General features: G+C 70.5%; 18 protein-coding genes. 8 read left to right on the top strand and 10 right to left on the bottom strand.

Features of this window, described 5'->3' with window-relative positions:
• Positions 1-202: 202 nt before the first annotated feature.
• Positions 203-1,855: a hypothetical protein gene (locus ACQP2T_RS02000; protein ID WP_433514480.1), complete on the bottom strand. Its 1,653-nt coding sequence runs from the start codon at positions 1,853-1,855 to the stop codon at positions 203-205.
• A 62-nt stretch (positions 1,856-1,917) separates the two neighbouring features.
• On the opposite strand from ACQP2T_RS02000, the gene ACQP2T_RS02005 reads away from it, so the two are divergent.
• Complete coding sequence (locus tag ACQP2T_RS02005) at positions 1,918-2,820, top strand: hypothetical protein (protein WP_433514481.1); 903 nt, start codon at positions 1,918-1,920, stop codon at positions 2,818-2,820.
• Here the strand turns inward: ACQP2T_RS02005 and ACQP2T_RS02010 are convergent.
• Positions 2,792-3,313, bottom strand: coding sequence for a gamma carbonic anhydrase family protein (locus ACQP2T_RS02010; RefSeq protein ID WP_433514482.1), 522 nt, complete (start codon positions 3,311-3,313; stop codon positions 2,792-2,794). The two genes, ACQP2T_RS02005 and ACQP2T_RS02010, sit on opposite strands and share 29 nt — an antisense overlap.
• Positions 3,314-3,460: 147 nt before the next feature.
• Between ACQP2T_RS02010 and ACQP2T_RS02015 the strand changes: the two genes are divergently transcribed.
• Positions 3,461-4,561 carry a hypothetical protein gene (locus ACQP2T_RS02015; protein WP_433514483.1) on the top strand — a complete coding sequence of 367 codons (1,101 nt, stop codon included), beginning with the start codon at positions 3,461-3,463 and terminating at the stop codon, positions 4,559-4,561.
• Positions 4,562-4,917: 356 nt separating this feature from the next.
• Here the strand turns inward: ACQP2T_RS02015 and ACQP2T_RS02020 are convergent, their stop codons facing one another.
• The 4 genes from ACQP2T_RS02020 to ACQP2T_RS02035 all read right to left on the bottom strand — a co-directional run bounded on the left by ACQP2T_RS02020 (position 4,918) and on the right by ACQP2T_RS02035 (position 7,486).
• Positions 4,918-5,157 carry a hypothetical protein gene (locus tag ACQP2T_RS02020; RefSeq protein WP_357938852.1) on the bottom strand — a complete coding sequence of 80 codons (240 nt, stop codon included), beginning with the start codon at positions 5,155-5,157 and terminating at the stop codon, positions 4,918-4,920.
• A gap of 118 nt (positions 5,158-5,275) precedes the next feature.
• Positions 5,276-6,028: a GntR family transcriptional regulator gene (locus tag ACQP2T_RS02025; RefSeq protein ID WP_433514484.1), complete on the bottom strand. Its 753-nt coding sequence runs from the start codon at positions 6,026-6,028 to the stop codon at positions 5,276-5,278.
• A gap of 150 nt (positions 6,029-6,178) precedes the next feature.
• Positions 6,179-6,598 carry a VanZ family protein gene (locus ACQP2T_RS02030; RefSeq protein ID WP_433514485.1) on the bottom strand — a complete coding sequence of 140 codons (420 nt, stop codon included), beginning with the start codon at positions 6,596-6,598 and terminating at the stop codon, positions 6,179-6,181.
• A 180-nt stretch (positions 6,599-6,778) separates the two neighbouring features.
• Positions 6,779-7,486, bottom strand: coding sequence for a dienelactone hydrolase family protein (locus tag ACQP2T_RS02035; RefSeq protein ID WP_433514486.1), 708 nt, complete (start codon positions 7,484-7,486; stop codon positions 6,779-6,781).
• Positions 7,487-7,629: 143 nt separating this feature from the next.
• Here ACQP2T_RS02035 and ACQP2T_RS02040 point away from each other — a divergent pair, with 143 nt between their 5' ends.
• From ACQP2T_RS02040 to ACQP2T_RS02055, 4 genes are all read left to right on the top strand, one after another.
• Positions 7,630-8,427, top strand: coding sequence for a 2-keto-4-pentenoate hydratase (locus ACQP2T_RS02040; RefSeq protein ID WP_433514487.1), 798 nt, complete (start codon positions 7,630-7,632; stop codon positions 8,425-8,427).
• Between the two features lie 70 nt (positions 8,428-8,497).
• Positions 8,498-9,610, top strand: a complete 1,113-nt coding sequence (locus ACQP2T_RS02045) for an ABC transporter substrate-binding protein (RefSeq protein ID WP_433514488.1) — start codon at positions 8,498-8,500, stop codon at positions 9,608-9,610.
• Positions 9,611-9,614: 4 nt separating this feature from the next.
• Positions 9,615-10,808 (top strand): kynureninase, encoded by a 1,194-nt coding sequence (gene kynU / locus ACQP2T_RS02050; RefSeq protein WP_433514489.1) that lies wholly within the window; start codon positions 9,615-9,617, stop codon positions 10,806-10,808.
• A gap of 161 nt (positions 10,809-10,969) precedes the next feature.
• Complete coding sequence (locus ACQP2T_RS02055) at positions 10,970-12,133, top strand: serine hydrolase domain-containing protein (protein WP_433514490.1); 1,164 nt, start codon at positions 10,970-10,972, stop codon at positions 12,131-12,133.
• Between the two features lie 62 nt (positions 12,134-12,195).
• Here the strand turns inward: ACQP2T_RS02055 and ACQP2T_RS02060 are convergent, their stop codons facing one another.
• On the bottom strand, positions 12,196-13,239 hold the full coding sequence (locus ACQP2T_RS02060; RefSeq protein ID WP_433514491.1) for a DUF2293 domain-containing protein: 1,044 nt from the start codon (positions 13,237-13,239) through the stop codon (positions 12,196-12,198).
• 103 nt (positions 13,240-13,342) lie between these two features.
• Here ACQP2T_RS02060 and ACQP2T_RS02065 point away from each other — a divergent pair, with 103 nt between their 5' ends.
• A complete protein-coding gene (locus ACQP2T_RS02065; protein WP_433514492.1) occupies positions 13,343-14,143 on the top strand; it encodes an FKBP-type peptidyl-prolyl cis-trans isomerase in 801 nt (266 codons plus the stop codon).
• Between the two features lie 55 nt (positions 14,144-14,198).
• On the opposite strand, the gene ACQP2T_RS02070 is transcribed toward ACQP2T_RS02065, so the two are convergent.
• A complete protein-coding gene (locus tag ACQP2T_RS02070) occupies positions 14,199-15,623 on the bottom strand; it encodes an N-acetylmuramoyl-L-alanine amidase (RefSeq protein ID WP_433514493.1) in 1,425 nt (474 codons plus the stop codon).
• 268 nt (positions 15,624-15,891) lie between these two features.
• On the opposite strand from ACQP2T_RS02070, the gene ACQP2T_RS02075 reads away from it, so the two are divergent.
• A complete protein-coding gene (locus ACQP2T_RS02075; RefSeq protein ID WP_433514494.1) occupies positions 15,892-18,531 on the top strand; it encodes a BTAD domain-containing putative transcriptional regulator in 2,640 nt (879 codons plus the stop codon).
• On the opposite strand, the gene ACQP2T_RS02080 is transcribed toward ACQP2T_RS02075, so the two are convergent.
• Positions 18,528-19,046 (bottom strand): GNAT family N-acetyltransferase, encoded by a 519-nt coding sequence (locus tag ACQP2T_RS02080; protein ID WP_433514495.1) that lies wholly within the window; start codon positions 19,044-19,046, stop codon positions 18,528-18,530. The genes ACQP2T_RS02075 and ACQP2T_RS02080 overlap by 4 nt on opposite strands.
• Positions 19,043-20,383, bottom strand: a complete 1,341-nt coding sequence (gene mads6 / locus ACQP2T_RS02085; RefSeq protein ID WP_433514496.1) for a methylation-associated defense system protein kinase MAD6 — start codon at positions 20,381-20,383, stop codon at positions 19,043-19,045. Before mads6 ends, ACQP2T_RS02080 begins: the two co-directional genes overlap by 4 nt.
• Positions 20,384-20,388 lie beyond the last annotated feature (5 nt).

Below are 20,388 nucleotides of genomic sequence, written 5' to 3' on the forward strand. Positions count from 1 at the left end.
CCTTCCGCAGCCCACACCCTCTACGAGGTTACGGCGGAGGCCCTTCCGGCGACATGGCCCATCGGAGTCATTCCTTTCAACGTCTCCTGGGCCCCACGGGGATCATTTCCCCAATCCGAGATCACAATTCAGCTAATGGTGCGTTGCCTCAAGTCTTAGAACGATATAGGCGAGGTTAGGGTGAAATATCGGTATTAGTGGTTTAGAACGGCAAGTCATCGCGTTCGGCGATCAAGCGGTGCACGAGCGCCGCCGCTCCCGCGAACCCACGCTCCGGCACCCGCGCTCCTGTGACCCGGCCCCACGCCAGCCCGACGGCGTACGCGGCCCCCAGCACGGCCGCCGCGGCCGCCCGATCGGGCGGCTCGACACCGGATCCTGACGCCCGCAGCCCCTGCCGCACGGGACGCTCCGCCTCAGACGCCCGCAGCCCCTCTCGCACGGGCTGCTCCGCCTCAGCCGCCCGCGGCACACCGAAGCCCGGCGCCCCCTGCGCGCCGTGTGTGCCCGTTCCAGGGAGCGCGTGGGCCCCTGTCTCGGGTATGGCGTGCGCGCCCGTTCCTGGCAGGGCGTGGGATCCCGTTTCGGGTATAGCGTGTGCGCCCGTTTCGGGCAGAGCGTAAGCCCCTGTCTCGGGCAGAGCGTAAGCCCCTGTCTCAGGTATGGCGTGTGCGCCCGTCCTCGGTACGGCCGCGTAGGCGCCCGTCTCCGGCGGCCCGGAGCGCCACGGATAGGGCAACGGCGCCTGCGTGGGGAAGCCCTCGGGCTGGGTGGTCTCCGCCGCAGACGTGCTCGTCAGCCCCGCCCGGGCGAGCTCCTCGTACGCCCGCCGCAACCGATGGTCCAGATACCCGGGAAGCAGCCCCCGCGAGTCGGAGAGGTCCGCCAGGAAGGCCGCCGCCGCCCGGGACGGCTCGGTGGTGAAGTCCAGCGCCTCCAGCAGGTCGTAGACGGTGTGGCGGAAGTGCGTCTCGGGGTCGGTCTCCACCAGCGCCGCCCGGCCCAGCCGCTCCGGCAGCCGGTCGAGCCACGCCTGCCGTACCGAGTGGTCGTCGCGCAGGGCCGCGCGGTCGTCGAGGTGCGGCTGCCTGAGCGTGGGCTCCACCATCGTGAGCAGCGCCAGCGCGCGCGGCCTGAAGCGGGCGTCGGACAGCAGGATCTGGGCCGTGTCGGCCATCGTGGCGGCCAGCCGGAGCGCGGCGCGGGAGTGCCCGGCGCGCAGCCGCTCCGAGACGAGCGTGACGAGGTCGAGCAGCGGCGGCGCGGGCAGCCAGCGCACCCACTCGTCACCGGGCAGCGGACGCCGCAGGTATTCGCCGAAGGCCGTGATGAGCCGCTCGTTGCCGTCGAAGGCGGGCGCGTACGCGCACCACATGATCGTTCCCCAGATCGCGGCGACCGTGCTCGGCACGTCTCTGGCGAAGATCGCGTCGAAGGCGCTCAACGGATAGTCGCGCTCCGACCGGCGTTCCTCGGCCCGCAGCAGCCGCCGGATCTGATCGGTGAGCCCGGCGGGCACGTCTGGACCGACGAACGCCTGCGTGGAGCCCGGCTCGGCGGCGAAGTCCGGCCCGCGGGGGATCACCCGGACGGGCAGCACCGCGGCGGGGTGCCGGGCGTCGCGCGTACGAGCGTCCCTGGGCGGCGGCGACAGGTGCCAGCGGCCGTCGGCGGGGTCGTGCAGGTACCAGCGCGCGTGCGCCCCGAACAGCCACCGGTCCCCTTCGGGCGTCACGAGGGCCCTGGCCGCTATCACCTGGGCGCGATCGGGCACGGGGAGCCCCGGCCAGCGCGGGTCGGCGACCATCGCGCGGACCGTCGCCTCGACGGCGGTGAACGCATTCCAGGACCGCACGGCGGCCATCGTACTGGTCCGTTCTGAATCAACAACGGGCTTTACCCGGCAGAATGTCCGCTATGAGGGCAACGCTAGTAGGGGTTCTGTCGGTCGTGGGTGTGCTCGCCGGGTGCGGCACGGCCACCTCGGTGCAGCCGTCCCCCACCGGCCCCGGCGTCCTGACCCTGAAGGAGGCCTTACCCCCCAAGCCCGGCGGAGAGGTGGGCTCGGCGTCGGACGAGTTCGACACCGCCAAGAATCTGTCGGTGTGGAGCAAGCTGAGCGACACCGAAAAGGACCTCGATCGGATCGCCAAACTCGATGTGAGCACGACCACCAAGGGCTCGCTGTACTTGGAGCCCAAGGTTTCCGCCTGGTTTGACGGCTTCCGGGGCCCGTTCGTCTACCAGGAGCTCGCCGGGGACATCGTCATGCACGCGCGGCTCAAGGTCGAGGGCAAGAAGGGCGCCAAGCCCACGCAGAAGTTCTCGCTCGGCGGCCTGATGGCCAGGGTGCCCAATTCGTCCGGGAACGCGAACTGGCTGTCGTTGACCACCGGCACGGCCGATACGAGCGGCCAGCTGGAGATGACGTACACCAGGAACGGCAGTTCCGCGCCGAAGGAGGCCAAGGTCAAGACCGGCTGGGTGGAGCTCGTCCTGGCCAGGGTCGGGACCGTCGCGGTGGCCCTGTACAAGGAGGACGGCGGCGCCTGGAAGGTCGGCCAGCGGTGGCCGGCCCAGCTGCCCGAGGTGCTGCAGTGGGGGATGACCGCCTACACCGACTGGAACAGCTACAACACCCTCAAGAAGGACGCCGCCAAGGGCAACGCCCAGCAGGTCAAGGGCATCCCCGACGTCAAGATGACCGTCGACTTCGTCCGGTTCCTCCGGCCTGAGCTGCCCGACTACGCGGACGCGCTCAACACCGCCTCGGTGCCGGACGACGTCCTGATCAAAGTGCTGACGCCGTCCGGTGCCTGAGCGCCTTGGCCTGGTAGTTGTCCGGCGTGCGGGCGAAGCTCGCTCGGTCGTCGTCGGTGAGCTCGCGCACGACCTTCCCCGGCACCCCGGCGACCAGCACCCCGGCCGGGATCTTCTTGCCCGGACCGATCAGGGCGCCGGCCGCGACCAAGGTGCCCGCGCCGACGCGGGCGCCGCCGAGCACGATCGCGCCGATGCCGATCAGCGCACCGGCTTCGACATGGGCGCCGTGCACCATGGCCTTATGGCCGAGACTGACCCGGTGCTCCAGGACCGCCGGCTCGCCTGGGTCAGAATGGAGGCAACACAGATCCTGTACGTTGCACTCTTCGCCGATCTCTATCCGCTCGTCGTCACCCCGGAGAACGGAGCCGTACCAGATGCTGGACGCCCGGCCCACCCGAACCCTGCCCACCACGACGGCGCCTGGCGCGATGTACGCCTCGGGATGAATGTCCGGGACTGCTCCGTTGTCCAATGCTGCGATGTACACCCGTCACATCGTAATTCCCGCCCCAGGTCTGGTGTTCCGGTTGCGGACGTGGGCAGATGGCAGGAAAGTCGATTCCTGACGTCTCGACGCCAGACCCTTACAAGCTGCCGGTTTCCCCCGCCTCACGCAAACCCTTAGGTAACCCCCATGACAAACCAGCACGAGAGCATTCCCGATCTGATGCAAGAGGACACCTTCGAAGTCGTGATGCGCGGCTACAACCGCCGTCAGGTGCACGACTACATGATCCGTACCCGTAACCAAGTCCGAGATCTGGAAGAGCGGCTGGCGCGGGCGATCGACCAGGCCGAACAGGGCCGTGTCGAGCTGGCGGAGGCCAGGCGGCGCATGGTGGAGGCGCCGCAGAGTTACGAGGACCTCAGCCCCAGGCTGGCGCAGATCCTCCGGCTGGGCGAGGAGGAGGCCGCCGCCAAGAAGGAGGACGCGGAGGCCGAGGCCGTCAGCGTGCGTGACGCCGCCAAGTCGGAGGCCGACCGGCTGGTCTCTTCGGCACGTGAGACGTCGGACAACATGCTCACCTCCGCCCAGTCGGAGGCGGAGCGGCGCGTGGGCGAGGCGACGGCGGCCGCCGAGCGCATGCTGGCTCAGGCGGGCGCCGACGCCGAGGAGAAGCTGACCAGCGCCCGTACCGAAGCCGAGGACACCGTGCGCGAGGCGCGGGCCGAGGCCGACGGCGTGCTCACCGCCGCCAAGCAGGAGGCCGAGCAGCTCGTGGGGTCCGCGAGCGCGGAGGCCGAGCGGACGCTCGCGAGCTCGCGCGCCGAGGCCGAGTCGACGCTGGCGTCGGCGCAGCAGCGGGCCGATTCGCTCGACGAGCACGCGGGGCGTCGCGTCGAATACCTGAGCAACACGCACACGGAGGTCGTACGGAGGCTGACCGAGATCAGCTCTGTGCTCGGCGACCTCATGCAGACCGAGGGCAAGGCGGGCCCGCTCGTCATCGAACCGCCCACCGCGCCCGAACCCGCCGCTCTGGAGGCCGCCCCGCAGGAGGACCAGGAGACCCAGCAGGTCGAGGTTGCCCAGGTGCAGGAGTTCCAGGAGGTCCACGAGGCCCACGAGGTCCACGAGCCGGAGAGCGTGCCGACGGCGGCTCCGACGCCGCAGGACGACGTGCGGGTCATCGTCGAGGACAACCCGGCCGAGCGTACGGCGGAGGTCGAGCGGCCCGTCTCGGACGACACGGACGTCGACATCATCGGCCGTCTCTCGGACGTTCGCCGGTAATCGGCGCTGGTGGGTTGACCACGGTCCGTCACCCGACCGTCTCGATCGGTGTGACGGCCCGTGGTGGCTGGGGTCCTTAAAGGGGAGTGGCCCCTTCGGGGGGAAGAAGACGATCTGGGATCCCTGCGGGGGAGCAGTAGAACGGATGCCCGGCGAACTCGAAGGGCCCCGCCCGATGTGGCGGGGCCCTTTTCACGTCCCACGGGCGGAAGCCCCCGCCCCCGATCGGGTCGGAGGCTTCCGCGATCGTGGCCCCTATGGGGGCCCGGTGCCGGGGCCGCCGAGTCGCTGACCCCGGCACCGGGCTGCTCGCGAGCGTCCGCGGCGCACCGCTGGAGCGGTCCGTCGCGACGCTGTCACGGAGGCGCGGGACCGGCTCGCGGCTCGTGCTCGTCGGCCCTGCTCTCCTGGTCCCGGAGTTGCTCGCGCAGGCTCTCCGGGTCGTCGGCGTCGATGGTCATCGCACACCCGGCCTCGCGCTGCGCGGCGCTGAGCGGGTGATGTCGCGTGGCCCACCAACGGCCGGCGTCGCTCCGCCAGATGGTCCAGAGCGCGAACTCCCGGGCGATGTCGGCTAGATGCCGATCAAAGGACATCTGATCATCCCTCCGGGACCCGCGCAGGTTCCATCTCCTTGAAGCCTGCGTCACATCTCTAGAGAAGGCAATGATCGCAAGGGACAGGTCAACCTATCGCTTGACATTTCTGCTTGACCTAGGCGTCGAAGTCGTACTGAAGTACGTACGCCGCCGAGTCCAGAACCATCTCGTTGAGCTCGACGGGCTGGCCGTTGGCGGTGTAGGCGGTCCGGGTGATCACGATCACCGGAGTGCCGCCGGGCAGGTCGAGCAGTCCGGTCTCGCGCGGTCCCGGCATCCTGGCGCGCACTTCCTCGGTGAAGTGGGCGGGTGGCAGGCCGAGATCGCGCAGCCGCGCGTACACGCCGCCCGGACCCGTGTCGGGAGCGGTGATGGCGCTGCCCTCGACCAGGCCGGCCGGGAAGTACGACGTGGCCAGCTGCACGGGCCGGGCGTCGACCGAGTAGCGGCGCCGCCGTACCCACACCTCGCCGCTTTCGAGGACGCTCGCGACCTCCTCGCGCGCCCGCTCGCGCGCCACCTCCACCTCGTCCACGGTGAAGGGCCGGCCACGGGTGTCGGCGTCCCAGATGGTACGGCCCTGACCCCATTGCTCACGGGAGAGCCGGCGTGAGCCGTGCCGGCGTATCGGTTTGAACAATCGCACGTAGACCCCCGAGCCTCGCTTCGGTACCGCCAGCCCCTCGTTGATCAGTACGGCGAGCGCCTGCCTGGCGGTGGCGCGGGCGATCCCGTAGTCGGCCATGAGCGTGTTCTCGCCCGGTAGCCGATCCCCGTCGCGCAGTTCGCCGGACAGGATCCGGGAGCGGAGACCGTCGGCGATGCGTCGATAGATCGGGGGTTCGTGGGATACCGGGACTTCAGACACGTTCGACCACCCTCTGTCACCAACCCGTATGGCGTCTCCAGAGAACTTGCCCCGTCTTGTCCACGATCGCACAGATAAGGGGGATGGTCGCGAGCTTCTTTTGAGCGAATCATGCCCGTGTGGTGAAGTCGGCGGGGTTTCAGCGGACCGTTACCTTGGAACGGTCCCGGCCACTACTCGGCTCGCCCACCAGCGGCGAGTAATCAGCGCGGCTATCACGGCTCCCGCTGTGTTGACGATCACGTCGTCGATGGAGGAGAGGCGGCCCAGCCGCAGGCCGTACTGGAGGGCCTCCACGGTGATCGACGCGACGGCCGCCACGGCGGCGACGCGGGCCGTCGACGCCATCCGCGCCGTGCGTACGGGCGCCAGCGCGCCGAGCGCCGCGAATACCAGCAGATTGCCTCCCACCTGCACCAACGCGGTCTCCCAAGGGGCGCTGAGCACGTCGGCGAGGTCCCTGAACGGCACGAGACTGACTCCGCTCTGACCGCTTGCCGGGGTGAGGATCATCCACACCCAGGGGGCGGTTCCGACGGCGATTCCGATGTCGGCGAGGGCGGTGCGCATGGGTGCCGGGTGGCCCGCTCGGGCGCGGTGACGGGCGAGGAGCAAGATTGCCAGTACGGCCAAAGGCAGCGCAAAGGTACCAGCAATAATGACGGTTCCCCACAAATCCCACGTCCGAGCCATCGGACCATGATGGCGGCCGTCCCGTGGGTACGGGAACCTGTCGCTTCGGACAGGTACTTACGGGCGCGCGGGGAGGTGGTCGGCGAGGAAGGCGAGCGCGACCTCCCAGGCCCGCGCGGCGGGCTCCGGTTGGTGGAACATCGGCGACTCGCTGTTGTGGAAGGCGTGCCCGGCCTCCTTCTCGACGTGCATGAGCACGTTGGCCCGGCCCGCCGCGGCCTGCTCGACCGTGGCCACCTGGTCGCGCGGGATGTACGGATCGCTCCCGCCGAACACCAGCAGCAAGGGCGAGCCGATGCGCTCCATCAACCCGGCCGCCTCGGGCACGGCCGAGCCGTAGAAGGACAGCACGGCGTCGAGCTCGGTCTGGGTGGCCAGCATGAACGCGAGCGATCCGCCCAGGCAGAACCCGAGCGCCCCGCAGCCGCCGCTCACCTCGGGCAGCTCGCGCAGCCGGGCGAGGGTGAGCGCGCAGTCGGCCACGGCCTGCGGGAAGTCGAAGCGCCCGGCCAGGTCGATCGAGGCGGCCGTGCCTTCAGGGGTGTGCTCGCCGATCCAGTTGGGCTGGAGCCGCCAGAACAGGTCGGGCGCGGCCACCACGTAGCCGAGGCCGGCCAGTTCCTCCGCCACCTTCGCGATGTACGGCCCGACGCCGTAGATCTCCTGGATGAGCAGGATGCCGGGCCCGCTGCCGCTGTCGGGCAGCCAGACGTGGGCGTCGAAGGAGCCGTCGTGGGCCGTGATGCGTTCTGTGCGCTTCTGCATGGAGTCAAGGATGGCGATCAGCGGGTGGTTGTGCAGCAAGACGGGCCGGTGTGGCACAGATCGGCTATGTACGGCATGGCGCCTGGAGCCGCCGGAGGAGACGATGCTAGAGACATTCCAGGGCCTACCCAAGGAGCAGCCCGATGCAGGACGAATGGTCAGCGGCGGTAGACGCCCGTGCCCACGCGGCCGACCGGTTGGCCGAGGCCGTGCGCTCGGGCAAGCCGTGCGCTCCCGTCAGGGACATGGTCAGCACCGCCGCCGAGGGCTACGCCGTACAGGAGATCAACACGCGGCGGGCGCTGGAGGCGGGGCGGCGGGTGGTCGGCAGGAAGGTCGGCGTCACCAACCCGCTGATGCAGAAGCAGTTCGGCATCGACGAGCCGGACTTCGGCATGCTTTTCGCGGACATGGCCTACCTCGATGGGCTTCCTATCCCGGTGGAGCGGTTCCTGCAGCCGCGGGCCGAGGCGGAGGTCGCGCTGGTGTTCGGCCGTGACCTGGTCGGCGGGCCTTTCACAGCGGCCGAGGTGATCAGGGCGGTGGAGTTCGCGCTGGTGGCCATCGAGATCGCGGACTCCCGCATCGCCGACTGGGACATCACGCTGGCCGACACGATCGCCGACAACGCCTCCGCGGGCGCGTACGTGCTGGGCAACACGCCGGTCTCCCTGATGGGCCTGGATCTGCGCGGTGCCGCGATGACGATGACGCGCGGCGGCCAGGAGGTCTCGACCGGCTCCGGCGCCGCCTGCCTGGGCCATCCGCTCAACGCGGCCGTATGGCTGGCGAGCCGGGTCGGCCGGACCGATCACGCGCTGCGGGCCGGAGACGTGGTGCTGACCGGCTCGCTCGGGCCCATCGTGCCGATCGGGCCGGGCGACGACTTCGAGGCGCACGTCGAGGGCCTGGGGTCGGTTCGCGCGGTGTTCTCCTCATGAAGCCGCGCGGCGTCGTGAAGCCGGGAGCGCTGCCGAGTCCTTCCCGGTCCGGGGCCTGAGGGGAGCGCCGGTGCGCGGGCCACTCCTCGGACTGGTGGTGGTGCTGATGGCGGCGGGCTGCGGTGTCTCGCCCACGCTGGAGTCGCAGCCGGATCCCACGCTCAAGGTCGGCGCGATCATCTCGCAGACCGGGGTCTACGCCGTGCTCGGCGACGACATGGAGGCGGCCATGCGCCTCTACCTGGACCAGCACGGTGGCAAGCTGGGCGGCAGACCGGCCACGCTGGTCGTCGCCGACGACGCGGGCAACCCGGAGAAGGGGCAGCAGCAGGCCAGGTCGCTCATCGCGCGCGATCGGGTGAGCGTGATCACCGGTCTGCTCGCCTCGCCGGTCGCGGTGTCGGTGGTCAAGGAGGCGGCCGGCACGCCGGTGGTGATCGCGAACGCCGGCGCCGACGAGCTGGGCGGGCCCGGCGTCTTCCGGGTCTCGTTCACCAACCACGCGCACGGCTACGCGGCGGGCAGGTACGCCGCCGAGCGGTACGGCAAGGCGGGGGTCGTGCTGATGGCCTCCGACTACTCGGGGGGCACCGAGACGCTCGACGGCTTCACCGAGGGCTACGGGGTCAAGCCGCTCAAGCGCATCCTCACCCCGTACGGGAAGAGCGAGGACCTGACGCCCTACTTCAAGCGCATCCCGCCGGACGCCAAGCTCCTGTACGCCTTCTACGCGGGCGGCGAGGCGGTCACGTTCGCCAAGACCTTCAAGCAGCTCGGCTACGACACCAAGATCGACCTGCTGGCCTGCCAGAACCTCGCCGACGAGGACGTGCTCGAAGCCATCGGGGCCGACGCCGAGGGGATGACCAGCGTCGGGCTCTACTCACCGGCGCTCACCACGCCCGAGAACGCCGCGTTCGTGGCCACCTGGAAGGCCAGGACGGGCCGGAACCCGTCGGCCGTGGCGCTGCAGAGCTGGGACGCCATGCAACTCATCGACCGGGCGGCCGCGCTGGGCGGCGACCTGTCCACGGCGCTCGGCCGGGTGGGCGACCTGGCGAGCCCGCGCGGCACGTTCCGGCTCGACCCCACGACGCACAATCCGGTGCAGAACTGGTACGTCCGGAAGTACGAAAATGGCATCAACCGGGTAATCGCCACGATTCCCCCAGAAAGGAAGTAATCGCGTGCTGGATCGCGACCGCTGCCTCGCGTTGGACGCCGAGGATCCGCTGCGGGACTTCAGGGACGAGTTCGTGCTGCCCGAGGGCGTCGTCTATCTGGTGGGCAACTCGCTCGGCGCGCTGCCCCGCCGTACCTCCGAACGGGTCCGGCAGGCCGTCGAGGACGAGTGGGGCGGGCACCTCGTCGGCGGGTGGAACCACGCGGGATGGTACGCCCAGCCGCTCACCACGGGCGATCGGCTGGCCCCGCTCATCGGCGCGGGCCCCGGCCAGGTGGTGGTGGGCAACACCACCTCGATCGCCATCTACCAGGCGGTCGCGGCCGCGACGCGGCTGCGGCCCGACCGGCGGGTGATCGTCTCCGACGTACGGAACTTCCCCACCGACCACTACATGGTCCAAGGGCTGGCCAGGACGCTGGGCTACGAGATCCGCGACTTCGCCGAGGGACGGTTCGACGACGCGGCCGTGGTGCTGCTGTCCGAGGTCGACTACCGCACCGGCGCCCGCCACGACGTGCCCGCGGTGACCGAGCGGGTGCACGCGGCGGGGGCGCTGATGGTGTGGGACGTGTGCCACAGCGTCGGCGCCATGGAGGTGGACGTCTCGAAGGCCGACTTCGGGGTCGGCTGCACGTACAAGTACCTCAACGCCGGTCCCGGCGCGCCCGCGTTCCTCTACGTGAACCCGCGCCACCAGGCCGCCGCCGAGAACGTCCTGTCCGGCTGGCACGGCCACGCGGAGCCGTTCGCGTTCGAGCGGGACTTCCGGCCGGCCGAGGGGATCAGGAGGTTCGCGGTCGGCACCCCGCACGTGCTGTCGTTCGCGGCGCTGGAGGCGGCGCTCGACGTGTGGGAGCGGGTGCCGATGCGCCAGGTCCGGGCCAAGAGCGTCGCGCTGACCTCGCTCTTCATCGACCTGGTCGGCGACTCCCTGGAGCTCGCCTCGCCGCGCGAGGCCGCCCAGCGGGGCAGCCAGGTCAGCCTCTACCACCCCGACGGCTACCCGGTGATGCGCGCGCTCATCGACCGGGGCGTGTACGGCGACTTCCGCGCGCCGGACATCCTCCGCTTCGGTTTCGCGCCGCTGTACACCCGGTTCGTGGACGTTTACGACGCCGCCGCCGTCCTGGCAGAGGTGCTGGACAAGGAGCTCTGGCGAGAGGAGAAGTACGCCCAGCGGCTCGCGGTCACCTGAGCGAGTCACGTGAGCGAGTCACGCGAGCGAGTCACCTGAGCGGCCGAGTGCCTCCCTCTCGGGAGTGAGGCGGAAGATCGCCTGCGTCGGCGATCCGGCCGGAGGGCGCGATCGACAGGATTGGGGCAGTCGAAATACCGCCTCTCACCTGGAGATATCCCATGAAGCGCACCCATGCCGCCGCTCTCGTCCTCTCGGCCGCCCTCACCGCCGGGGCCTTCACGGGTCCACAGGCTGTGGCTGAAGTAGGGGTGCCGCCCATCAACGCGGCGGCGCTGCAAAAGAGCATCGAGGGCCTGCCCGCCGCCGACGCCACCGCGGCGGACGTACGGGTGAGCGGTTCGGCGGGCTCTTGGCAGGGCGTGTCCGGCGTGACGGACCTGTGGACGAAGCGGCCCGCCAAGGCCGGGGCCCGGTTTCGGGCGGGCAGCGTCACCAAGACCTTCACGGTGTCGGTGGTGCTCCAGCTCGTCGCCGAGGGCAAGCTGTCGCTCGACGGCACGGTCCAGGAATACCTTCCCGGTCTGCTGCCCGCCGACTACCCGGAGGTCAAGGTCGGCCAGCTGCTCAACCACACCAGCGGGCTGCCCGCGCCCAAGGTGAGCGACGACTTCGCCGACATCTACGCCACCCGGTTCGAGAAGTGGACGCCCGAGGAGTACGTCGCCAAGGCGGTGGAGAACCCGATCGAGTTCACGCCCGGCAGTCAGCAGCACTACCTGAACACCAACACCTTCGTCGCCGGCCTGCTCATCGAGAAGATCACCGGGCGCTCCTACGAGCACGAGGTGACGACCAGGATCCTGCGGCCCGTCGGCATGACCGACAGCTACCTGCCGGGCACCACGGTCCGCATTCGGGGCAGGCACAACCAGGGCTACCAGACCGTGCCCCAGGGCTTCCCCGACGCGATCAAGTACGGCGATGGCTACGTGGTGAACATGACCACGACCAGCGTCACCTCGACCTGGGCCTCGGGTGACCTCATCTCCACCACCGCGGACCTGGAGAAGTTCGTCAAGGCGCTGTTCGGCGGCAAGGTCGTGCCCGCCGCTCAGCTGGAGCCGATGTTCACGGTGCCGCCGGTGAAGGCGTACGGCGGCAAGGGCGACGCCGTCTACACCTCGGGGCTGGCCAGGATGGAGCTGCCCGGCGGCCTCGTGGCGTACGGCAAGACCGGCGCCAGGTGGGGCAGCGCGGCCGGCATCGGCGCCACCCGTGACCTGAGCCGCACGCTCGTCTACTCGGTCAACTCCACCGACGCCAAGAGCTCCGGCCAGAACCAGCGCGCCCTCGCCATCGCCCTGGCCGCCTTCGGGAAGTGAACCTGAACGCGGGTGGTCAGGTCTCGCCGTCGAGCACCTTGATCGCCCGCTTCGGCGCGACGCTACCCAACGCGCCGGAACTCGGCCAGCTTGGCGTCGATCCGATCCCTGATCAGCTCGCGGGCCTCCATGCGCGGTACCCCCGACATGAGCAACTGGTCGTAGTCGGTGTCGAGGTGGCGGATCGAGGCCACCAGGGCGAGCGTGATCGCGTTCTCGTCGAGGACCTTGGCCGCCGCCGTGCGCCCGACCCGGCCGCTGCCGCGCTGACCGGCGTGGGCGGCCACCTCCTGGGCCCGCGCGGGCGGGCAGCCGGGGAAGAGCCGGGCGATCTCGGCAGCCATCCGCGCCTGGTATTCGACGTCCTGGTCCGCCCGGCGCTCCCGGTCGCGCTCGCGGCGGCGCAGCCGCACCTCCTCGTCGGCCAGGCAGCGCTCCTCCGCCGCCGCCCTCGCCTGCTCCTCGACCAGCAGCCCTTGGCGCTGGTAGACCTTGCGCCGCCGGTTGTACTGGACGACCACCGCCGACAGGCCGCTCTCCTGCTTCGCCCGGCGGCTGAGCGCCGCGTTGCCCGCCGGCAGGAAGACCAGATGGTCCATGTCCGCACAGGTCAGGCAGCGCTGCCAATCCGCTTCCATGATCAGATAGGGGCCCGTGTCGCCGCAGGTCGCGCACGTCCAGGCGGTGAGCGGGACCATCACCACCAGGTCGGGCGCCTTGCTCTGCCGCTCGGTGAGCTGCCGCACCCGGGCCTCGCTGAGGTCGGGTGAGACCCAGTGGACGCGGAACGCCTGCTGCGCGCGGCCGGCGACGAAGCGCAGCTCGCGGCGGTCGCGGCTGCCGGAGACATAGGGGGTCTCCAGCGGCCGCAGCCCCTTGGCGGTCGCCCAGTCCTTCAGCAGCGCGGCGACCGTGACCAGCCGGTCGTCGTCGACGGGCGTCAGCTCGGCCAGCGTGGCCGCACGGCCCTGCCGCCAGGTGTCGACGTGCCGCGAGTGCACCCAGCGCAGGCCGGTCACGACGTCGATGAACGTCACGTATTTACGGCTGGCCAGCGCGATCTCGGCGGCGTCCGCGACCCTGCGGGCCAGATTCGGCTTGCTCATCGCTCCAGTCTCCCGCGCCTTTGCCGGGAGATGGCCCGGTCGGACGCATTCCTCGTGCCGGTCCAGGTAAGTAGTCAGGCGGATCAGGATATGGGGGGAATCGGTGCGCTTGCTCTGGCTCGGCGTGCTCGTGCTCGCACTCCTCGCCGCCTGCGGGCCGATCGGGCAGGGCCCGCTGCCGGTCGTGACGGGGGCCTTCGGCGTCAGGCCGGTCATCACGATCCCGGACGGCGTGCCGGATCCCCGGCCGCGGGTGACGGTGCTGTCGGCGGGCAGCGGGCGGCCGACCATGCCGGGGGACGTGGTGCTGGCGGACGTCGAGGTCCGCCGGTGGTCGGGCAACCTGCCGTACGCGAACACGTACGACGACCATCAGCCCGCCAGGGTCGTCTTCGACGGGCGGCACGTGCCGGACTCCTGGCGCGAGGCGCTCATCGGGCGGCCGGCGGGCAGCCGGGTCATGCTCGTCGGTCCCGCGGCCCTCTCCTACGGCCCCGGGCCGCCGCTCGGCGGGACCCGCCCGGCCGAGACGCTGGTGCTGGTCTTCGACATCCTGGGCGGGTACCCACCGGACGCCCGCCTCGTCGGGCGGGCCCTGCCGGACGTGCCGAACGACCGCGCGCCCCGCGTCCTCATCGGCGGCTCCGGCCCTCCGGTGCGGGCGGGCGCGAAGGTCGTCGTCCAGTACGTCGCGGTGGAGTGGCCGGGCCGCCGGGTCGTGGACTCGTCGTACCTGCGCGGCGGCCCCAGCGCCTTCACGCTCGGCCCGGGGGCGGCGCCGCCCGGCTGGGTGGCCGGTCTGGCCGGCCAGCGCGTGGGCGCCCGCGTCGCCTTTCCCACCGAGGAGGCGGGCCGTCCCCTCCTGTACGTCGTCGACATCCTCGACGTACTCGACACCAAATAAGACGGCCCTGACACCGGAGGGGATGTCAGGGCCGTCGCACCGTGGCCGAGGGGGATCAGCCGCAGTGCTCGGAGGGGCTTTCATAGGTCGCCGTGCCGACCGAGCCGCCCCACTTCACGCACTTGTTGTCCGCGGCCGCCTTGACGGGCCCCGCGTAGTAGGTGAAGTTGCCCGAGTCGGTGGCCTTCGCCTTGCCGTCCACCTGAAGGAACGCGCTGGTCGCGCTGGCCTTGCCGAGCGAGGTCTTCTTCAGCGTGGCGACGCAGTTGTTGGCGTTGGTGCTGTTGTAGAGCAGGTAGACCGTGCCCGAGGTGCCGAGGGCCTGCGAGTCGATCACCTTGTAGCCGTCGCCGCAGACCTTCTCCGCCGTGTACGGGTTGGTGCCGCCGCCGGAGCCGCCGCCGACGTAGCTCATGTACTTGTTCCAGTCCCAGTGCGAACCGGGGTCGGTGTGGTCCGAGCCGGGCACCTCGACGTGGCCGATGATGTGGCTGCGGTCCTTCGGAATGCCGTACCGGTCGGCGATGTTCCTGGTCAGCGCGGCCGACGAGCGGTACATCTGGTCGGTGAACCAGGAGGCGTCGTTGATGAAGCCCTCGTGCTCGATGCCGACCGACCGGTGGTTGTAGGAGCTGACACCGGCGTGGAACGCGCGGTTCTTCTCACGCACCATCTGCGTGATCTGCCCGTCAGACGAGCGCACCACGTAGTGGGCCGAGACCTTGGCTGCGGAGTTCTGGAACCACGAGATCGTGCCCGCGTACGAGCCCTGGGTCACGTGGATGATGATCCGGTCGATCTTCTCGTCGGTCGGCCGGTTGGACACGGCGTAGTTCGACGAGCTGGCGGCGGCCCAGAGAGCCCCTGGATAGTCGGTGGTGGCCGCGAGTGTGCGCGGGTCCGCGTTGTCGTACTTGCCGCGGTCCGGCTCCACGACCTTCGCGGCGGCTTTCACACCCGCGGTGTTGATGCCGTTGGCCAGCACCTCGTAGACGGCGTCGGCGTAGATCCGGGCGGTGCTCGCGTTGGTCGCGCCGCCGTACGCGGCGACCGCCTCGTACCACTTGGCGGGGTCCTTGCGCTGGGCCGCGGTCAGGCCCAGCTTGTCGGCCTTGGCGCGCAGTACGGCGGCGCCACCGAGCACGTTGGCCGCGTCGTCGGTCTTGAGCTTCGCCGCGGTCTGGGACGTGATCTTGGCCGCGTCCTCCAGCGCCTTCGTGGTGGGGTTGCTGACCAGGTGCATCACGCCGTAGCCGCCGCTGGCGCTGGGCTCGCCACCGTGGCCGTCAAGGTGTGTCTCGGCGTAGCCGAGCGCGACCAGCAGGTCACGTGGCACCTCGTAGGTGGCGGCGGCCTTGTCGAAGGCGGCCGAGAGGGTGACGGCGGTCGCCTGCGCGGAGGTCGCCTGGGCGGAGCCCACCAGGGCCGCCTGCTGGGCGCCCACGATGAGCACACCGGCCAACAGGAGCTTCTTCATCATGATCAGGACCCGCAATGCTCGGAGGGACTGTTCTATGCGCTGACGCCGGCTTTGCCGCCCCACTTGACGCACTCGCCGGCCGCCGCGGCGGTCACCGGGCCCGCGTTGGAGGCGAAGTTGCCGGAGTTGTGATCCTTTCGAATGGGATCTGTGGGACTAGGGTCGGCATTCGGCGCACAAGAATCGTCCAGAACCGATACAAAAGGTGGTCAGGCCTCTAAAGAGGAGCTGATGCACCATGTCGGTCACCTTTCATGTTCTTGGGCCGTTGGAAGTCCGATCGTCGGGACGGTCCGTACGGATCTCCGGCAAGAAGCCGAGGATCCTGCTAGCCACGTTGTTGCTGGACAGCGGCCGTATCGTCGGGGCCGACCAGCTGGTCGAGGTGCTCTGGCCCGATCGCCCGCCACGCTCCGCACAGGCGAACTTACGCACGTATGTCAGCTCCTTACGGACAGACCTCGGTGCCGAGTACCTCCGCGGCGACGGCTCGGGTTACGCCATCGACATCCCAGACGGCGCGCTGGACCTGCTGGCATTCGAGGAGCTGGTCGCGCAGGCCCGTTTCGCCGACGCGCTGGCGCTCTGGCGCGGGGCGCCGCTGGCCGACCTGCCGGGCAGCCCGCTCTGGGACCGCCGCCTCGAACCGCTCAACGAGGTACGGTTACGCGCCGCCGAAGAGCTGATCGGCCAGCGGATCGAGAGCGGCGACCACGCCGGGGCCATCACCCAGCTGCGCGGGCTGCTGGTGGAGCACCCCTACCGGGAAGACCTGTGGAGCCGTCTGGTCCTGGCGTTGAACCGGGCCGGCCGCAAGGCCGAGGCGCTGCGGGCCTACGCCACGATCCGCGCCCAGCTGGTGGACGAGCTCGGCGTGGAGCCGGGCGCCGACCTGCGTCGCGCCCACGAGTCGATCCTGGCCGACGAGGCCCCGCCGGTCGCGCCCCGGCAACTTCCACCGGATCTGCCCGACTTCACCGGCCGGGCCGACCAGCTGGCCCTGCTGGACAAGCCCTTCTCCATCGCGGTCGTCTCAGGTTCGCCGGGGGCCGGGAAGTCGGCGCTGGCCGTACACGCCGCCCATGGCCTGCGCGACGCCTTCCCCGGCGGGCAGCTCTATCTCGAACTCGACGGCAGGGAGCCGGCCGACCTGCTGGCCGAGGCGCTCCGGGCGCTCGGCGTGGAGACGCCGCCGCCGACGATCCACGAGCGCTCGGCGCTGTTCCGGTCGCTGCTGTCCAAGCAATCGATGCTTGTGCTGCTGGACGACGCGCTCGACGCCGCCCAGGTACGGCCGCTGCTGCCCGGGAACGACTGCGCCGTCATCGTGACCAGCCGGCGCCGGATCACGGAGTTACCCGGCTCGATCCAGGTCGACCTCGGAGAGCTGTCCGCGCACGACGCGCTGACGCTACTCGGCAGGATCATCGGCATGGATAGGGTGTCCCGCGAGCATGAGGCGGCCCTGGCGATCGTGGAGGCGTGCGGGCGCCTGCCGGTGGCCGTGCGCAGCGCCGGATCGCGCCTGGCGGGCCGGCCGGGCTGGTCGCTCTCGGTGCTCAGACAGCGGCTGGACGACGACCGGCTGAGCGAGCTGAAAGAGGTGCGGGTCTGCCTCGACCGCAGTTACCGCCACCTACCTGACGATGCCGCCCGTACGCTGGGCACGCTCGGCCTCCTGGGCGCCGTGGCCCAGCCCGGCTGGGTGATCGACGCCGCGCTCGACAGGCACCGCGCCGACGACGTCACCGACCTGCTGGTGGACGTCAACCTGCTGGAGCTGGTCGGCACCGACCCGGTGGGCCAGCCGCGTTACCGGGTGCCCGATCTGATCCGCCGCCACGCGCTCGAACGCGGCTCCGACCGTACCGGCCTGACCAGGGTGCTCGCCGCCTGGACCGCGACCACCGAGCACGCCATGGCCCGGCTGCCCACCACCGTCTTCAGCCTCACCGCCGCCAGGGCGCCGCGCTGGCGGCTGCCCGAGCAGACGCTCGACCGGCTGACCTCCGACCCGCTGGGGTGGTTCGAGGCCGAGCACGAGACGCTGGTCGGGGCCGTCGGCGTCGCCGCGGAGGCCGGGCTGGCCGAGTCGGCCTGGGGGCTGGCCGCCGCGATGGTGCCCTACTTGGACCTGCACTGCCATCTCGACACGTGGGAGCGTACCCACACCGTCGCTCTCGGTGCCGCCCGCGCGTCCGGCGACACCTACGGAGAGGCCGCCATGCTGCGCGGCCTGGCCCAGGTCTCCCTCTACCAGGACCGGTACGAGGAGGCCGTCGAGGACTTCACCCGATCCCGGCGGCTCTTCCACGACATCGGCGACCTGCGGGCGGAGGCGACCTCGATCTGCGGGCTCGGCGCGGTGAGCCAGTTCAGAGGCCGGCACGCCCAGTCGCTCGGGCACTTCAAGCGCGCCCTGGCCATGTTCCTGGCGGCGGACGACCCGCACGGCGAGGCGTTCGCCAGGCAGGCCATCGGCCGGGTCTGCCTCAAGTCAGGCGACCTGGCCCTGGCGTCGGAATCCCTGGGCCAGGCCATGCGGCTGGCCCAGGAGCTCGGCGACGCCCACCGCGAGGGCTGCGTCTGCCTGCAGATGGGCAACCTGCACAAGGCCATGTCCTTCCACCGGCACGCGCTCGACATCTTCGAGTCGCTCGGAGACCGGCACTGCGGCGCGTACGCCCTGCAGAGCCTCGCCGGGCTGCAGGCGGCCCGTGGAGAGTGGGCACCGGCCTCCGCGGGGCTTGAGCGGTCGCTGGAGATCTTCCAGGCACTCGGAGACCGGAGCGGGGAGGCGTCGAGCACGCAGATGCTGGGCGAGGTGCACCACTCGGCCGGGCGCACCGGGCTGGCACTCGACTATCTCAACCACGCCACTGTGCTGCGCCGCAGCCTGCCCGCCTAGCTCCGTGGGTCCAGGTCCGCGCGGATCATGCTGTACAGGACGCCGTCGTGCCACTCGCCTGCGCGGAAGCCGATTCCGCGCAGGACGCCCTCCCTGGTGAATCCGACCTTCTCCAGGGCGCGCTGCTCGGCCAGGTTGCTCACCTCGGTCGACGCCTGGACCCGGTTGACCGTCGAATGGTCGAACAGGTAGCGCACCAGGAGTCGCTGCGCCTGGGTGCCGTGGCCCTTGCCGCGAAACTCGGGTGCCACGATAAGCCCCATCTCCCAGCAGTAGGAGATGCTGGAGGTCGTCTGCTTGCTCCAGGACACCAAGCCCACGCGGTCGTCGCCCTCGGCGATCAGCAGCATGCCGCCGTCGGCGTTGAGCATCCCGTTGTCCTCCCAGCGCCGGCGGAGGCGGTGGGGATCCTGCCAGCCGTACCACTGATGGAGGCCCGTGCTCTCCTGGTCGTTGAACAGCCGGTTGAAGAAGGGCAGATCGTCCTCGGTCACCGGCCGAAGCTCGCTCGTCATGATCCAGACACTATGCGACGGACAAATCGCTTGAGGCGGGATCGCTGCGGCATTCCAGCCAGCGCCTCAAGAGACTCGGCCGCGCTCGGGCGCTTGGCGGGTGAGTGGTCCAGCATCCGGCGCACCACGTCGGGAACCTCGGGACCCTGGGTGTCGGCGCTGGTCGGCAGCTCGCCGGTGAGCAGCTGGTAGGCGATCACCCCGGCCGCGTAGACGTCGGAGGCGGCCGTCATCATCTCGGGCCGCTCGTGGCACTCGGGGGCCACGTAGTGGGCGTCGAGCACGTTGCCCAGCTCGTGGGCGACCGTGTAGTTGCGCGCCCCCGGCTTGGCGTAGTCGAACCCCGTCAGCACCGCGTGCCCGTCGGTCACCAGCACGCAGGCCGGGGTCAGCGCCCGATGGATGACGCCGTGGGCGTGCGCGTGGGCCAGGCCGCGCAGCATGTCCTGGATCACGCCGAGCCGTACGCCGGTGCCCAGGCGCAGGTGCAGCGCCTCGCCGTGCACGTCGTCGAGCACCAGCACGAACCGGCTCTCGTCGTCGATGGCGAAGAAGTCCCGCGAGCGCACCACGCACGGGTGCGGCGGGATGCGGGCCAGCGTCTGATAGGCGTTGGCGATCCGCTGCCGTTCGGCCGCCCGCGACTCCTGGTCGGCGAGCGGGTCGGCCTGGTAGACCCGGAGCAGCACGGTCTCGCTGCCCGGGAGTGTCGAGTTGAAGGCCCGGTATTCGGTCACCTTCGCGTCGCCGCCGAGCTGCTCCTCGACCTCCCAGTTGCCGAACCTGGGCGGCGCGGTGCTCCGGCGTACGGTCTGGTTGAGCGAGTCGAGAATCCCGGTGAGGTACGGCTTGATGCGGTGACTGCACCCGCGCCTGACCCGCGAGACGTCGCTCAGCGTGGCCAGCAGCCCGTCGAGGGTGGTGACGTTGACCGCGTCGCGCCCGGCCGGGTCGACGAGCTCGGCATCGGGCGAGGTGAGGACCACGAGGCTGTCGACGTAGACGCGCTCCAACCGCGTGTCCTTGGAGACCAGCAGCCCCTTCAGCGCCTTCGCGATGCCCCGCAGCTTGGTCACGGGAGAGCCGAACGCCTCCCTGCGCGGCGGGAACCAGCGCGTGCCCGACACCTCGATCCGGCCACGGGTGCCCTTGACGTCGACGACGACCAGCGAGTGGCCGGTCAGCACGAGCAGATCCACCTCGAAGACGTCGTCGCCACGTGGGAGCTCGACGTTGTGCAGCAACAGCCAGTCGGCGGGCGCGTGGTCGCGCAGGAATGAGATCACCCGACGCTCGGCGTCGTTGACCGGACGTCCCCCTCCGACGATCTCTGCCATGGGGC

The organism is Nonomuraea sp. CA-143628 (genome assembly GCF_050942315.1).
Lineage (GTDB): Bacteria > Actinomycetota > Actinomycetes > Streptosporangiales > Streptosporangiaceae > Nonomuraea.

Bases quoted from the DNA above. Each gene is read 5' to 3' on its own strand.
- ACQP2T_RS02005 (WP_433514481.1), top strand. From the start codon at position 1,918: ATGAGGGCAACGCTAGTAGGGGTTCTGTCGGTCGTGGGTGTGCTCGCC.
- ACQP2T_RS02015 (WP_433514483.1), top strand. From the start codon at position 3,461: ATGACAAACCAGCACGAGAGCATTCCCGATCTGATGCAAGAGGACACC.
- ACQP2T_RS02020 (WP_357938852.1), bottom strand. From the start codon at position 5,157: ATGTCCTTTGATCGGCATCTAGCCGACATCGCCCGGGAGTTCGCGCTC.
- ACQP2T_RS02030 (WP_433514485.1), bottom strand. From the start codon at position 6,598: ATGCGCACCGCCCTCGCCGACATCGGAATCGCCGTCGGAACCGCCCCC.
- ACQP2T_RS02035 (WP_433514486.1), bottom strand. From the start codon at position 7,486: ATGCAGAAGCGCACAGAACGCATCACGGCCCACGACGGCTCCTTCGAC.
- ACQP2T_RS02040 (WP_433514487.1), top strand. From the start codon at position 7,630: ATGCAGGACGAATGGTCAGCGGCGGTAGACGCCCGTGCCCACGCGGCC.
- ACQP2T_RS02055 (WP_433514490.1), top strand. From the start codon at position 10,970: ATGAAGCGCACCCATGCCGCCGCTCTCGTCCTCTCGGCCGCCCTCACC.
- ACQP2T_RS02060 (WP_433514491.1), bottom strand. From the start codon at position 13,239: ATGAGCAAGCCGAATCTGGCCCGCAGGGTCGCGGACGCCGCCGAGATC.
- ACQP2T_RS02070 (WP_433514493.1), bottom strand. From the start codon at position 15,623: ATGATGAAGAAGCTCCTGTTGGCCGGTGTGCTCATCGTGGGCGCCCAG.
- ACQP2T_RS02080 (WP_433514495.1), bottom strand. From the start codon at position 19,046: ATGACGAGCGAGCTTCGGCCGGTGACCGAGGACGATCTGCCCTTCTTC.
- mads6 (WP_433514496.1), bottom strand. From the start codon at position 20,383: ATGGCAGAGATCGTCGGAGGGGGACGTCCGGTCAACGACGCCGAGCGT.